Source organism: Herbiconiux sp. 11R-BC, assembly GCF_049472555.1.
GTDB lineage: Bacteria > Actinomycetota > Actinomycetes > Actinomycetales > Microbacteriaceae > Herbiconiux.
Genome location: NZ_JBCEBO010000007.1, coordinates 32219 through 46797 on the forward strand (window position 1 = coordinate 32219; position 14579 = coordinate 46797).

A 14579-nucleotide genomic window follows, 5' to 3' on the forward strand; every position below is an offset into this window, starting at 1 on the left:
TCTGGAATCAGGCTTCGATGACGACCGGGACGATCATCGGGCGGCGACGGTACGAGGTGTTCACCCAGCGGCCGACCGTGCGACGCACGATCTGCTGAAGGGCGTGGGACTCGCGCACGCCGTTCTGGGCCGCCTCGGCGAGGGCCGCGCTGATCTTCGGTTTGAGGGCATCGAAGACCTTGTCGTCTTCGGCGAAGCCCTTGGCATGGATCTCGGGGCCCGAGACGATGCGCCCGGTCTGCGCCTCCACGACGACGATGATCGAGATGAAGCCCTCTTCGCCGAGGATGCGGCGGTCTTTGAGGTCGGCATCCGTGATCTCGCCCACCGTCGAGCCGTCGACGTAGACGTAGCCGAGGTCGTACTGGCCCACGACCTTGGCGACGCCGGCGCGCAGGTCGATCACCGTGCCGTCCTCGGCGATGATCGTGTTCTGCTCGGGCACGCCGCTAGCGATCGCGAGCTTCTGGTTGGCCACGAGGTGGCGGTACTCGCCGTGCACCGGGAGCACGTTCTTCGGCTTCAGGATGTTGTAGCAGTAGAGCAGCTCGCCCGCGGCCGCGTGGCCGGAGACGTGCACCTTCGCGTTGGCCTTGTGCACCACGTTGGCTCCGAGCTTGGTGAGCCCGTTGATGATGCGGTAGACCGCGTTCTCGTTGCCCGGGATGAGGCTGGACGCCAGGATGACGGTGTCGCCCGGGCCCACCTCCACCTGGTGCTCGAGGTTGACCATGCGCGAGAGCACCGCCATCGGCTCACCCTGCGAGCCCGTGGACATGTAGACGATCTTGTTGTCGGGGATGTCCCCGGCCTTCTTGAAGTCGACCAGCACGCCCTCGGGCACGTGCAGGTAGCCGAGATCGGCGGCGATGCCCATGTTGCGCACCATCGAGCGGCCCAGCAGCGCCACGCGGCGGCCGTTGGCATGCGCGGCGTCGAGCACCTGCTGAACGCGGTGCACGTGGCTCGAGAAGCTCGCCACCACGACGCGGCGCGGAGCGCGGGCGATGACCGATTCCAGCACGGGGCCGATCTCGCGCTCGGTGGGCGTGAAGCCCGGCACGTCGGCGTTGGTCGAGTCGACCAGGAACAGGTCGACGCCGGCCTCGCCCAGGCGGGCGAAGGCACGGAGGTCGGTGAGACGGTTGTCCAGCGGCAGCTGGTCCATCTTGAAGTCGCCGGTGTGCAGCACCACGCCCGCGGGCGTCTTGATGGCCACGGCCAGCGCATCCGGGATCGAGTGGTTCACGGCCACGAACTCGCACTCGAACGGGCCGAGGTTCTCGACCTGGCCCTCGCGCACGTCGAAGGTGTAGGGCGTGATGCGGTGCTCCTTGAGCTTCGCCTCGACGAGGGCGAGCGTGAGCGCCGAGCCGATCAGCGGGATGTCCTGCCGCAGCTTCAGGAGGTAGGGAACCGCCCCGATGTGGTCTTCGTGGCCGTGCGTCAGCACGATGCCCACCACGTCCTCGAGGCGGTCGCGAACCACGCTGAAGTCGGGGAGGATGAGGTCGACCCCCGGCTGGTTCTCCTCGGGGAAGAGCACGCCGCAGTCGACCACGAGGAGCTTGCCCTCGTATTCGAACACGGTCATGTTGCGGCCGATCTCTCCGAGACCCCCGACGGGGGTGATGCGGAGCGTTCCCGCTTCGAGAATGGGCGGATCTGAAATCGGGCTTTGCATGGGCCCTCCTCGCTGTTGGCTGATAGCTGCTGCGGATGCGCGGCGCATCCGGTCGTCGTGGTCCCGCCGGTCAGCGGGTGGTGCCCGCGACCTTCGGCAAGGCGCCACCGGCGGCGGCGTTGCGGTCGGGGCGGAAGTTCTTGGTGAAGGTGAGACCCGGGATGTCGCGCACGAGGTCGATCTCGTTCTCGATCATCTCGGCCTCCCACTCCTCGGGGCCCACGAGGGGCAGGCGCACGCGCGGGCTGCTGATGCGGCCGAGGCCGTGCAGGATGTACTTCGCGGCGACCGTGCCGGGAACGTGCGTCATGATGGCGCGCACGAGCGGCTCGAGCGAGCGGTGGGCCGCGGTGGCGGTGGCGAGATCGCCGGCGTTCACGGCGTCGACGATCACACGGTAGGGCGCGGGGGCGACGTTGGCGGTGACGCCGATGAGGCCGGCCGCTCCGATGGCCATGTGCGGCAGTACGTTGGCGTCGTCGCCCGAGAAGTAGAGCAGGTCGGTCTGGTTGAGCACGCGGCTGACCTCGCTGAAGTCGCCCTTGGCGTCTTTGACGGCGAGGATGTTCGGGTGCTTCGAGAGACGCAGGATCGTCTCGTACTTGATCGGCACGCCGGTGCGGCCCGGGATGTCGTAGAGGATGACGGGCAGGTCGGTGGCATCCGCGATCATGCGGAAGTGCGTGAGGATGCCCGCCTGCGTGGGCTTGTTGTAATAGGGCGTGACGACGAGGTTGCCGTCGGCGCCCGCCTTCTCGCTCTGGCGGGCGAGCTGCATGGCGTGCGCCGTCTCGTTGGAGCCGCCACCGGTGATGATCTTCGCGCGGCCCGCGGCGACGTCTTTGCCCACCTGGACCAGACGGATCTTCTCCGGGTCGGTGAGGGTCGACGTCTCACCGGTGGTGCCGGAGACGACGATGCCGTCGGCTCCGCCCGTGATCAGGTCGTCGATGAGCTTCTCCACCCCGGGCCAATCGACTTCGCCGTCGGCCGTGAAAGGGGTGACCATGGCGACCAGGACCTGGCCGAATGGGTTCGTAGCGTTAGACACGACTACAGGCTATCGTCTCGCGCACGGTCTCCACCCAGCTGCCGGTCAGAAGCCGAGGCGGCCCAGCAGTTTCGGGTCGCGCTGCCAGTCCTTCGCCACCTTGACGCGGATGTTGAGGTAGACCTGCTGGCCGAGCAGCGGCTCGATCTGCGCCCGGGCCCGGGCGCCGACCTCGCCGAGGCGAGCGCCCTTCGGGCCGATGATGATGCCCTTCTGGCTGTCGCGTTCCACGAAGAGGTTGGCATAGATCTCGACGAGGTCTTTGTCGTCGCGCTCGCGCATGTCGTCGATGGTGACGGCGATGGAGTGAGGCAGCTCGTCGCGCACGCCCTCGAGTGCGGCCTCGCGGATCAGCTCCGAGATGCGGGACTCGAGGCCCTCGTCGGTGAACTGGTCGTCGGGGTAGAGGCGCTCCGACACCGGGAGCATGCGGATGAGCTCGTGGATCAGCACGTCGAGCTGGATGCGGCTCGTGGCCGACACCGGGATGACGGTCTCCCAGTCGCGAAGCTCGGACACCGCGAGGAGCTGCTCGCCGACCTGCTGCTTCGACGCCGAGTCGATCTTCGTGACGATGGCGATCTTCTTGGCGCCCGGGTACTGGTCGAGCTGGTCGTTGATGTAGCGGTCGCCCGGGCCGAGCTTCTCGTCGGCCGGCAGGCAGAAGCCGATCACGTCGACGTCGCCGAGGGTCGACTGCACGAGCGAGTTCAGGCGCTCGCCGAGCAGCGTGCGCGGGCGGTGCATGCCCGGCGTGTCGACCACGATGACCTGCCCTCCGGGCTCGTGCACGATTCCGCGGATGGTCTGCCGGGTGGTCTGCGGCTTGGAACTCGTGATGGCCACCTTCTCGCCCACGAGGGCGTTGGTGAGCGTCGACTTGCCCACGTTGGGGCGCCCGACAAAGGTCACGAACCCCGCGCGGAAGTCGTCGTCCGTTGCGCCTGCTGCGTCGCTCATGCCGTCTCGCTCTCTGTCTGGGTGACCGATCCGGGGCCGGTGGCCGATTCGGGGTCGCGTGCCACGATAACGGTCGAGATGCGCTTGCGTCGTCCGTCGGCTCGGTCGGCCGTGAGCACCAGCCCGGACACCCGCGCCACGGAGCCCGCCTCGGGCAGGCGTCCGAGCGCCTTCGAGAGGAGGCCTCCCACGGAGTCGACGTCATCGTCGTCGAGCTCGAGATCGAACAGCTCGCCCAGCTCGTCGACGGGCAGCCGGGCGTTCACCCGGTAGCGGCCGTCGCCGAGCTCCTCGACCTCGACCACGTCGCGGTCGTATTCGTCGGAGATGTCACCGACGAGCTCCTCGATGAGATCTTCGAGGGTCACGAGACCGGCGATGCCGCCGTACTCGTCGACCACCATCGCCAGGTGGTTCGACTCCAGCTGCATCTGGCGCAGGGTGTCGTCGACCTTCTTCGACTCCGGGATGAACAGGGCCGGCCGGCCGAGTTTGCTCACCTTCATGGTGTCGACCTTCTCGGGCCGTTCGTAGCTGAGGCGGGCCGCGTCGCGCAGGTAGAGCACACCCGAGATCTCGTCGACGTCGTCGTCGACCACGATCGGGATGCGCGACACGCCCTTGCTGAGGAAGAGCCCGAGCCCGTGCCCGACGGTCGCGTCGTCTTCGATCGTCACCATGTCGGTGCGCGGGATCATGACCTCTCGCACCACGGTGTCGTTGAACTCGATGATCGAGTGGATGAGCTCGCGATCGTCTTCTTCGAGCACCTCCAGTTCGGTGGCCTCGTCGACCATGCTGAGCAGCTGCTCCTCGGAGGAGAAGGTGCCTGAGCGCGGCCGGCCCGGCGTGACGCGGTTGCCGATGGCGACGAGCGCATTGGCGATCGGGCCGAGCACCACGCGGGTGAGGTGCACCGGCACGGCGCCGTAGCGCAGCACGAGCCGCGAGTGCACGCGGCCGACGCTGCGCGGGCTCGAACCCACGAGCACGAACGACACCGCGGTCATGATGAGGGCGGAGAGCACCAGCGCGAGCCAGAGCACGTCGATCGAGAAGGCGAGGGCGATGGTGACGAGCACCGCCGCCGTGGTCTCGAACACCACGCGCGCGAAGTTGACCGCGTTGATGTGGGCGCCCGGGTCGTCGGCGATCGCCCGCAGCGAGCGCTTGGGACGGTAGCGCTCGGCGAGCTCCAGCACGTCGGAGCGCGTGAGCGAGAGCACGGCCGAGTCGACCGCCGCGAAGAGTCCGCCGAACGCCACCAGCACGAAGGCGGCGAGGAGGAACAGGACGACGGTCATGGCCGGCGGCGGCGCTCGCTCATCGCGAAGCCGACGAGGATGTCGCGCTGGATGCCGAACATCTCCTTCTCCTCATCGGGCTCGGCGTGGTCGAAGCCGAGCAGGTGCAGGATGCCATGGGTGGTGAGCAGCAGCAGCTCCTCGAGCGTCGAGTGGCCGGCGGTCTCCGCCTGCGACTCCGCCACCTGCGGGCAGAGCACCACGTCGCCGAGCAGGCCGGCCGGGGTGGGCTGTTCTTCGGTGCCCGGGCGCAGTTCGTCCATCGGGAAGCTCAGCACGTCGGTGGGACCCGGTTCGTCCATCCACTGCACATGCAGCTGCTCCATCGCGGCCTCGTCGACCAGCACGATGGCGAGCTCCGCGTCGGGGTGCACGTGCATCTGGTCGAGGGCGTAGCTGGCCAGCCGCAGCAGGGCCGTCTCGTCGACCGGGATGGACGACTCGTTGTTCACTTCGATCGACAAGGGCTATCGCTTCCTGTTGTAACGGCGATCGCGATCGCTCGTGAATCCGGGGGTGTTGTTCTCGGCCATCTTCACCTGGTCGTATTTCGTGTAGGCGTCGACGATCTGGCCCACGAGGGTGTGCCGCACCACGTCGGCGCTCGTGAGCGTGGCGAAGTGGATGTCGTCGATGCGCTCCAGGATGCGCGTGACCACCTGCAGACCGCTCGTGCCGGTGGGCAGGTCGACCTGCGTGATGTCGCCGGTGACCACCATCTTCGAGCCGAAACCGAGGCGCGTGAGGAACATCTTCATCTGCTCGGGCGTGGTGTTCTGCGCCTCGTCGAGCACGATGAAGGAGTTGTTGAGCGTGCGCCCGCGCATGTAGGCGAGCGGCGCGACCTCGATGGTGCCGGCGGCGAGCAGCTTCGGCACGATCTCCGGGTCCATCATCTCGTTGAGCGCGTCGTAGAGCGGCCGCAGATAGGGGTCGATCTTGTCGGTGAGCGTGCCGGGAAGGTAGCCCAGCCGCTCGCCCGCCTCGACCGCCGGGCGCGTGAGGATGATGCGCTCGACCTCTTTGCGCTGCAGCGACTGCACGGCCTTCGCCATGGCCAGGTAGGTCTTGCCCGTTCCCGCCGGCCCGATGCCGAACACGATGGTGTTCTCGTCGATCGCGTCGACGTAGCTCTTCTGACCCAGGGTCTTCGGCCGCACGCTCTTGCCGCGTGCCGTGAGGATGGCCTGGCTCAGCAGCTCGGCCGGGCTCGTGGAGCGGTCTTTCTCGAGGATGCGCGCCGAGGTCGACACCTCGGCCGGGGTGACGTCTTGCCCGTTGCGCACCATCAGCAGCAGCTCCTCGACGAGGCGGCGGGCGCCCTCGACCTGACCGGCGTCACCGGAGATCGTGATGTCGTTGCCGCGCACGTGCACGGCGACGAGGGGATATTGACGCTCGATCGTGCTGAGCAGCCGGTCTTGCGGCCCGAGAAGCCGCACCATCTCGATACCGTCGATGTGCAGCCGCGCCTCGGCCACGGGGGCCGGGGTCGGAGTAGGTCGTGCGTCAGCCCTGTCCAAGGGATCCTTCCTCGAGGCCGCCCCCGAGCACGTGGGCGTGCACGTGGAAGACCGTCTGTCCGGCGCCGGCGCCGGTGTTGAAGATGAGTCTGAAGTCGCCGCCCGTGAGCTCGGTGGCGAGGGAATTCGCGACGGCCACGAGCTCGGCGAGGAGGCCGGGGTCGCCGACGGCCAGTTCGACCACGTCGCGGTACTGCTCCGTCTTCGGAACGACGAGGACGTGCACGGGCGCCTTGGGCGCGATGTCGGGGAACGCGATGACGCGCTCGGTCTCGGCGAGGATCGTCGCCGGGATCTCCCGGGAGACGATGCGGCTGAATATCGACGGCGAGCCGGTTTCGGTGGACATGGCTCCATTGTAGTTTTGACGCCCACCGGATCGGCGGCCTGTGGACAACTCGGCCGCCCCGGTTCGCTACGGGCGTTCTGTGGAGGAGAGGTTGCTCCGGCTCAGCCCGGAGGCGGGCCCGGCAGCGAGCGCAGCCGCGACCTCACCACCGCCCGAGTGCGACGTTCAGCACGGCGAGCGCCGCCGGCCCGGCGCTCGAGGTGCGCAGCACCTCGTCGCCCAGCCGCACGGGCTTCGCTCCGGCCGCGCTCAGCTGCTCGAGCTCGCGCTCGGAGGCACCGCCCTCCGGCCCCACCACGAGCACCAAGGGGCGCTCGTCGGCTGCGTCGAGCACCAGCCCGGTGAGTCGCAGCTCGGCGCCCGGCTCGAGCACGAGCATCCGGGTCTCCCCCGCGAGCCGCACGAGTTCGCGCAGCTCGGCGAGGTCGCCCACGGGCGGCACGAACGGCCGGATCGACTGCTTCGCCGCCTCGCGCACGATCGTGGTCCAGCGCTCGACGCCCTTGGCGATCTTCGGCCCGACCCAGCGCGACACCGATCGTTCGGCCTGCCAGGGGATGACCGCCGAGACGCCCAGCTCGGTGGCCGTCTGCACAGCCATCTCGTCGCGGTCGCCCTTCGCGAGCGCCTGCACGAGCACCGTGCGCGGCGAGGGCTCGGGGTGGACCGACGCCGACTCCACGGCCAGCTCCAGCTCGCGCGCCTCGGCCCGCGTGACCACACCGCGCACCACGAGGCCGTTGCCGTCGCCGATCGCCGTGTGCTCGCCCACGCGCATCCGGTTCACCGTGGTCGCGTGCCGCGCCTCGTCACCGGAGAGCACGACGACGTCGCCGACCTCGTGCGGCACCAGGGCGAGGTCGGCCCGCAGATAGAGGGAGCTCATGCCTGTGCCGCTCAGACGTTGAGGAAGCGGTCGCGCAGCTTCGCGAACAGCCCCTGCTGGAAGTGGCCGAGTGCCGGTGCCGGGTACTTGTGCGCCGCGGCGAGCTGCTTCATCAGCTCCTTCTGCTTGTGGTCGAGCTTCGTGGGCGTCACCACCTGGATGCCCACGCGCAGGTCGCCGCGCCCGTTGCCGCGCAGGTGGGAGACGCCGCGACCCTTGACCGTGAGCACCTCGGCGCTCTGTGTGCCGGGCTTGATCTCGAGCTCGATGTCGCCGTCGAGGGCGGCGACGGTGGCCGTGGTGCCGAGCACCGCGTCCCACATCTGCACCTCGAGGGTGCAGAGCAGGTCGTCGTCGTTGCGGGAGAACACCTCGTGGTGCTTGACCTTGATCTCGAGGTAGACGTCGCCCTGCGGACCGCCGGCGGGGCCGACCTCGCCCTGACCGGGCAGCTGCAGGCGGAGACCCGTGTCGACGCCGGCCGGGATGTCGACCGGGATGGTGCGGCGGGCGCGCACGCGGCCCTGGCCCTGGCAGGTGGTGCAGGGGTTCGGGATGACGGTGCCGTAGCCCCGGCAGGTGCCGCAGGGCGCACTCGTCACGACGTTGCCGAGCAGCGAGCGCACGGTGCGCTGGATCGAGCCGGCGCCGTGGCAGATGTCGCAGGTGACGGGCGAAGTGCCGGGCAGACAGCAGGAGCCGTTGCAGGTCTCGCAGAGCACGGCCGTGTCGACCTCGAGATCGCGGTGGGTGCCGAACACGACCTCGCTGAGGTCGACCTCGACACGCAGCAGCGCATCCTGGCCCCGCTCGGCGCGCGACCGGGGGCCGCGCTGCTGGCTCTGGCCGCCGAAGAAGTTCTCGAAGATGTCGCCGAAACCGCCGAAGCCGCCTCCGGCGCCGCCGAAGGTGGGCTGGGGGCCGCGGTCGTAGTCGCGGCGCTGGCCCGGGTCGCTCAGCACGTCATAGGCGTGCGTGACCTGCTTGAACTTCTCCTGCGCATCCGGGCTCGGATTCACGTCGGGGTGCAGCTCGCGCGCGAGCCGGCGGTAGGCCTTCTTGATCTCCTCGGGCGTCGCTTCACGCGAGACGCCGAGCACGTCGTAATGGTCAGCCACTCGGGGCTTCTCCTTCGTTCGATGAGGTCGTTCGATGAGTTCTGGGGGACGGGGAGCGGATGCGGGCCCGGTCAGCCGACGCTGCCGGCGTCTCCGAGGGTGCGCGAGAGGTAACGTGCGACGGCGCGGACCGCCGAGATGTTGCTCGAGTAGTCCATGCGCGTGGGCCCGAGCACGCCGAGGCGCGACACAGAACCGCCGATGCTGCTGTAGCCCGAGGCGAGGATCGAGGTCTCACCGAGCCCGAAGGACTCGTTCTCGCGACCGATCGACACGGTGATGCCGCGCTGGTCGGCCTCCATCTCGCTGAACAGGCGCAGCAGCACCACCTGCTCCTCCACCGCCTCGAGCACGGGGAGGATGCTGCCGTGGAAGTCGTCTTCGGTGCGCACCAGGTTCGCCGCACCGGCGATCAGCAGCTTCTCCTGCCGGTTGGCCGAGACCTGCTCGAGCAGGGTGGCGGCGACGACGGATGCGGTGGGCTGCAGGGCGGGAGCGAAGCGAGCCGGGACCCCTGTGAGGGCAGCGGCGGCCTCGAGGAGCCCCAGGCCCCCGACGGACTCGTTGAACCGGGTGCGCAGTTCGGCGATCAGCTCGTCGTCGATGTCGCCCGGTACCTCGACGATGCGCTGCTCGACGTGGCCGGAGTCGGTGATGATGACGGTCATCAGGCGGCGGGGCGCGAGCGCCACGAGCTCGATGTGCCGCACGCGCGCCTGCGAGCGCGAGGGATACTGCACGAGCGCCACCTGGTGGGTGAGCTGCGAGAGCAGACGCACGGTGCGCGCGAGCACGTCGTCGACGTCGACCGAGGAGTCGAGGAAGGTCTCGATGGCGTGCCGCTGGGCCTGGCTGAGCGGGCGCAGGTCGGAGAGGTGGTCGACGAAGAGCCGGTAGCCCTTGTCGGTGGGAACGCGGCCGGAGGAGGTGTGCGGAGCGGTGATGAGCTCCTCCTCCTCGAGGAGCGCCATGTCGTTGCGGATCGTGGCGGCCGAGACCCCGAAGGCGTGGCGCTCGGCGATGCTCTTGGAGCCGACGGGCTCGCGGGAGGCCACGTAGTCCTGCACGATCACGCGGAGCACTTCGAGACTGCGTTCGGAAACCATCGGAACACCCTCCTCTCGCGCCTGCCGCCGGCGGTGCACGTTGGCACTCACGCTACCGGAGTGCCAATTATATCCCCGATCGACGGGCGGAACATCCGGTCATCCTGAGTGAAAATCATTGCCGCGGGGCACGCCCGGCGCTATCTTGTCTCTGTGCAACGACTGCACGAAGAAAATGCCCAACGTCTGAGAGGCGCGAGACATGACTGACCCCAACGCACAACCGCCGCACGACCCGGCCGCCGGCCAGCCCACTCCCCCGCCCGGACAGCCGACGCCGCCTCCCGGGTACCAGGCGCCTCCTCCCGGCTACCAGCAGCCCCAGCCCGGCTACGGAGCGCCCGTCGCCGCGGCGCCGCTCTCGCCGGCCGACGACAAGCAGTGGGCGATGCTCGGCCAGCTGGGCGGCATCCTCGGCTTCATCCCGCCGCTGATCATCTGGCTCGTCTTCAAAGACCGCGGTCCGCTGACGAACCAGGAAGCGAAGGAGTCGCTGAACTTCCAGATCACCGTCGCGATCTTCGTGGTGGGCCTCTACATCCTCGGCACCATCACCTCGTTCATCTTCATCGGGCTCCTCCTGCTTCCGCTGGCGTGGGTCGTGCAGATCGTCGGTGTGATCTTCGCGATCATCGCGGGCGTCAAGGTGAACCAGGGCGGCACCTACCGCTACTTCTTCAACTTCCGCTTCATCAAGTAGCAGAAGTCGCGAGAGGGTCTGCCCGAGGGCAGGCCCTCTCGTCGTTTAACGGGCGCGATCAGGTGAGGCGGCGCACCACCGCGTCGGCCAGCAGACGGCCCTTCAGAGTGAGGTCGACCGTTCCCGCGAGGGCGGCACGGCCGTCGATGAGGCCGTCGGCGATCAGGCCCGCGATCTCGCGCCGCGCATCCGGAGCCAGCGAATCGACGCGCAGCACGCCGCGCACGCGGCTGAGCAGCAGCACGCGCTCGAGCTCACGGGTGTCGTCGTCGATCGATTCGCGGCCGGCGGCGGGCGACTCCCCCGCCGCGATGCGCCCGGCGTAGGCCGCCGGGTGCTTGACGTTCCACCACCGGGTGTCGCCGACGTAGCTGTGCGATCCCGGCCCGATGCCCCACCAGTCGTGGCCGAGCCAATAGCTGAGGTTGTGCCGCGAACGGGTGCGCACGCCGTCGCGCGACCAGTTGCTCACCTCGTACCAGTCGTAGCCGGCGGCGCCGAGCCGCGCATCCGCGAGCTCGTACATGTCGGCCTGCAGATCGTCGGAGGGCTCGGCCACCTCGCCCGAGCGGATCTGCCGCGCGAGCTTCGTTCCCTGCTCCACGATCAGGGCGTAGGCCGAGATGTGGTCGGGCTCGTTGGCGAGCACGGAGTCGAGCGAGCGCGACCAGTCGTCGAGGGTCTCGCCCGGCGTGCCGTAGATGAGGTCGAGACTGACCTGGAGTCCGGCCTCCTTCGCCCAGCGCACCACGTCGGGGATGCGCTCCGGGTCGTGGGTGCGCTCGAGGGTGGCCAGCACGCTCGGCACGGCCGACTGCATGCCGAAGCTCACCCGGGTGAAACCAGCATCGGCGAGCGTCTGCAGGTAGGTGGAATCGACCGAATCGGGGTTGGCCTCCGTGGTGACCTCGGCATCCGCGGCGAAGCCCCAGATGTCCCGCGCCGCGCCGAGCATGGCCGCCAGCTGCACCGCGGGCAGCAGGGTGGGCGTTCCGCCGCCGAAGAAGACGGTGGAGAGAGGGCGTTCCGCGACTCCGGATGCGCCGAGCACGCCGGAGGCGAACTCCATCTCGGCGACGGCCTGAGACGCGTAGTCGGACTGCTTGACGCCCCGCAGCTCGGTGGCCGTGTAGGTGTTGAAGTCGCAGTAGCCGCAGCGCACGCGGCAGAACGGCACGTGCACGTAGAGGCCGAGGTCACGCTCGGCCGATGCGGCGGCGCTCGTGAGCGGGAGCAGACCGTCGGCGGGGGCCGGGTCTCCGAGCGGGAGGGTGGAGGGCATGGGCTGGCGGGCGCTGCCCTAGACGCCCTTGCTGGGCATCAGGGCGCGCAGGTAGCGCTTCATGGTGCGGGCCTGCACGGTACGCACCACGGGGTAGCCGAGCCACGACAGCCAGCCCGCGGGGCGCGAGAAGGCGCGCACCACGATCCAGACCGAGTCGTCGGAGAGGTGCTCCACCACGAAGCTCTCCTCACCGGCGGCGGGATGCCCGGGCAGGGTTCCGTAGGCGAAGCCGACCCGGCCGGGCTCGTTGACGAGGTAGACCACGCGCACGGGCGCGCGGAACCGCATCCCGAGCACCGTCATCGCGAGCACGGCCGTGGTGCCGGCGGACACGAGCGGTGTGCCGTCTTCGCCGTACGCCTGCTCCGGATGCGCGGCGCGGGCCCCGAGCGGAACCCCGACCTCGTCGTAGACCAGCCCCGCGTAGTCGGTGTCGGTCGGGGCGGGAGGGCGCACGTCGCCGACGCCGATCCCGGCGCCGCGCTGGGCGCCCCAGGCCAGGAGTTTCGCCGAGGCGGCGTCGAAGCGGGCGGTGCCGCTGCCGAGGCGCGCACGGCGCTCAGCCGGGCGGTAGCCCTTCGGCGGGAAGTAGAGCAGGTCTTCGGCCTGCGTGGCGCCGACCGCTCCGTAGCTGAGGGCGACTCCGGCGCGCGGGTCGTCGTCCTGGAGCACCGCGACCCGGGTCGAGCGCACCGGCCCCACGGCGCGCGAGGACGAGGTGGCGCTCGGCATCACTTCTTGTCCTTCTTCTCCACGTCGCCCGAGAGGGCGGCGATGAAGGCCTCCTGCGGCACCTCGACGCGACCCACCATCTTCATGCGCTTCTTGCCCTCTTTCTGCTTCTCGAGGAGCTTGCGCTTGCGGGTGATGTCACCGCCGTAGCACTTGGCCAGAACGTCTTTGCGCATGGCGCGGATCGACTCGCGCGCGATGATGCGGGCGCCGATCGCGGCCTGGATGGGCACCTCGAACTGCTGGCGCGGGATGAGCTCGCGCAGGCGGCCCGTCATCAGGACCCCGTAGGCGTAGGCCTTGTCGCGGTGCACGATGGCGCTGAAGGCATCCACCTGCTCGCCCTGGAGCAGGATGTCGACCTTCACCAGGTCGGCCTCCTGCTCGCCCGCGGGCTCGTAGTCGAGCGAGGCGTAGCCCGCCGTCTTGGACTTGAGGTTGTCGAAGAAGTCGAACACGATCTCGCCGAGCGGCATCGTGTACTTGATCTCGACGCGGTCCTCGCCGAGGAACTCCATGCCCTGCAGCGCGCCACGGCGGCTCTGGCAGAGCTCCATGATGGTGCCCACGTAGTCTTTCGGCGCCAGGATGGCGGCGTTCACGATCGGCTCGGTGACGCTCGCGATCTTGCCTCCCGGGAACTCGCTCGGGTTCGTGACCGTGACCGTCTTCTTGTCCTCGGTGGTGACGTGGTAGATCACGCTCGGAGCGGTGGCGATGAGGTCGAGGTTGAACTCGCGCTCGAGCCGCTCGGTGATGATCTCGAGGTGCAGGAGGCCCAGGAAGCCGCAGCGGAACCCGAATCCGAGGGCGACGGAGGTCTCGGGCTCGTAGACGAGCGCCGCGTCGCTGAGCTTGAGCTTGTCGAGCGCCTCGCGGAGCACCGGGTAGTCGGTTCCGTCGATCGGATACAGGCCCGAGAACACCATCGGCAAGGGCTCGGTGTAGCCGGGCAGCGCCTGGGTGGCGGGCTTCGCCGCGGTGGTGACGGTGTCGCCGACCTTGGACTGGCGCACGTCTTTCACGCCCGTGATGAGGTAGCCGACCTCGCCGACGCCGAGGCCCTTCGAGGGCGTGGGCTCGGGGCTGGAGACCCCGATCTCGAGGATCTCGTGGGTCGCCCGCGTCGACATCATCTGGATGCGCTCGCGCGGGTTCAGGTGGCCGTCGATCATGCGCACGTAGGTGACGACGCCACGGTAGGCGTCGTAGACGGAGTCGAAGATCATGGCGCGAGCCGCGGCATCCGGATCTCCGACGGGAGCGGGGATGAGCTGGGTGACGCGGTCGAGCAGCTCTTCGACGCCCGCTCCGGTCTTGCCCGAGACGCGCAGCACGTCGTCGGGGCTGCCGCCGATGAGGCTCGCGAGCTCCTTGGCGTACTTCTCGGGATCGGCGGCCGGGAGGTCGATCTTGTTGAGCACCGGGATGATCGTGAGGTCGTTCTCGAGGGCCAGGTAGAGGTTCGCGAGGGTCTGGGCCTCGATGCCCTGGGCCGCGTCGACGAGCAGGATGGCGCCCTCGCACGCGGCGAGGGAACGGGAGACCTCGTAGGTGAAGTCGACGTGCCCAGGGGTGTCGATCATGTTGAGCGCGTAGGTGCTGCCGTCGAGCGACCAGGGCATGCGCACGGCCTGGCTCTTGATGGTGATGCCGCGCTCGCGCTCGATGTCCATCCGGTCGAGGTACTGGGCGCGCATGTCACGGTCGCTGACGACGCCGGTGATGCCGAGCATCCGGTCGGCCAGGGTCGACTTGCCGTGGTCGATGTGCGCGATGATGCAGAAGTTGCGGATGAATGCGGGGTCGGTGGAGGCAGGTTCTAGTGCCTTCAGGGCTTTGGGGCTCACGCATTCCTCTGGTGGATCGGGGAGATCGTGC

General features: G+C 69.0%; 14 protein-coding genes. 1 reads left to right on the plus strand and 13 read right to left on the minus strand.

All coding sequences use genetic code 11. From position 1 onward, the window contains the following. Nucleotides 1-7 precede the first annotated feature (7 nt). The 10 genes from VD659_RS15525 to hrcA form a co-directional block, all read right to left on the minus strand. Nucleotides 8-1684 (minus strand): ribonuclease J, encoded by a 1677-nt coding sequence (locus VD659_RS15525; RefSeq protein ID WP_423261973.1) that lies wholly within the window; start codon nucleotides 1682-1684, stop codon nucleotides 8-10. A gap of 70 nt (nucleotides 1685-1754) precedes the next feature. Then, nucleotides 1755-2735: a 4-hydroxy-tetrahydrodipicolinate synthase gene (dapA, locus tag VD659_RS15530; RefSeq protein WP_137836134.1), complete on the minus strand. Its 981-nt coding sequence runs from the start codon at nucleotides 2733-2735 to the stop codon at nucleotides 1755-1757. 45 nt (nucleotides 2736-2780) lie between these two features. Continuing rightward, on the minus strand, nucleotides 2781-3695 hold the full coding sequence (gene era / locus VD659_RS15535; RefSeq protein ID WP_137836135.1) for a GTPase Era: 915 nt from the start codon (nucleotides 3693-3695) through the stop codon (nucleotides 2781-2783). Continuing rightward, nucleotides 3692-4999 (minus strand): hemolysin family protein, encoded by a 1308-nt coding sequence (locus tag VD659_RS15540; protein WP_137836136.1) that lies wholly within the window; start codon nucleotides 4997-4999, stop codon nucleotides 3692-3694. Before VD659_RS15540 ends, era begins: the two co-directional genes overlap by 4 nt. After that, entirely contained in the window at nucleotides 4996-5463 is a 468-nt protein-coding gene (ybeY, locus tag VD659_RS15545; RefSeq protein WP_137836137.1) for an rRNA maturation RNase YbeY, read from the minus strand. Before ybeY ends, VD659_RS15540 begins: the two co-directional genes overlap by 4 nt. Nucleotides 5464-5466: 3 nt before the next feature. Beyond that, nucleotides 5467-6444, minus strand: coding sequence for a PhoH family protein (locus VD659_RS15550; RefSeq protein WP_423262127.1), 978 nt, complete (start codon nucleotides 6442-6444; stop codon nucleotides 5467-5469). A gap of 64 nt (nucleotides 6445-6508) precedes the next feature. Then, complete coding sequence (locus tag VD659_RS15555; RefSeq protein WP_423261974.1) at nucleotides 6509-6871, minus strand: HIT domain-containing protein; 363 nt, start codon at nucleotides 6869-6871, stop codon at nucleotides 6509-6511. A gap of 142 nt (nucleotides 6872-7013) precedes the next feature. Next, complete coding sequence (locus tag VD659_RS15560) at nucleotides 7014-7757, minus strand: 16S rRNA (uracil(1498)-N(3))-methyltransferase (RefSeq protein ID WP_423261975.1); 744 nt, start codon at nucleotides 7755-7757, stop codon at nucleotides 7014-7016. Nucleotides 7758-7768: 11 nt separating this feature from the next. Continuing rightward, entirely contained in the window at nucleotides 7769-8875 is a 1107-nt protein-coding gene (dnaJ, locus tag VD659_RS15565) for a molecular chaperone DnaJ (protein WP_423261976.1), read from the minus strand. 71 nt (nucleotides 8876-8946) lie between these two features. Continuing rightward, nucleotides 8947-9981, minus strand: a complete 1035-nt coding sequence (hrcA, locus tag VD659_RS15570; RefSeq protein WP_423261977.1) for a heat-inducible transcriptional repressor HrcA — start codon at nucleotides 9979-9981, stop codon at nucleotides 8947-8949. Between the two features lie 202 nt (nucleotides 9982-10183). Between hrcA and VD659_RS15575 the strand changes: the two genes are divergently transcribed. Then, nucleotides 10184-10681 carry a DUF4870 domain-containing protein gene (locus VD659_RS15575; RefSeq protein WP_423261978.1) on the plus strand — a complete coding sequence of 166 codons (498 nt, stop codon included), beginning with the start codon at nucleotides 10184-10186 and terminating at the stop codon, nucleotides 10679-10681. 58 nt (nucleotides 10682-10739) lie between these two features. On the opposite strand, the gene hemW is transcribed toward VD659_RS15575, so the two are convergent. From hemW to lepA, 3 genes are read right to left on the minus strand one after another with little or no spacing between them, the layout of a single operon-like run. After that, a complete protein-coding gene (gene hemW, locus VD659_RS15580; protein ID WP_423261979.1) occupies nucleotides 10740-11963 on the minus strand; it encodes a radical SAM family heme chaperone HemW in 1224 nt (407 codons plus the stop codon). Nucleotides 11964-11981: 18 nt separating this feature from the next. Continuing rightward, on the minus strand, nucleotides 11982-12698 hold the full coding sequence (locus tag VD659_RS15585; RefSeq protein WP_423261980.1) for a DUF1990 family protein: 717 nt from the start codon (nucleotides 12696-12698) through the stop codon (nucleotides 11982-11984). Beyond that, entirely contained in the window at nucleotides 12698-14548 is a 1851-nt protein-coding gene (gene lepA / locus VD659_RS15590) for a translation elongation factor 4 (RefSeq protein ID WP_137836145.1), read from the minus strand. Before lepA ends, VD659_RS15585 begins: the two co-directional genes overlap by 1 nt. Between the last annotated feature and the right edge of the window lie 31 nt (nucleotides 14549-14579).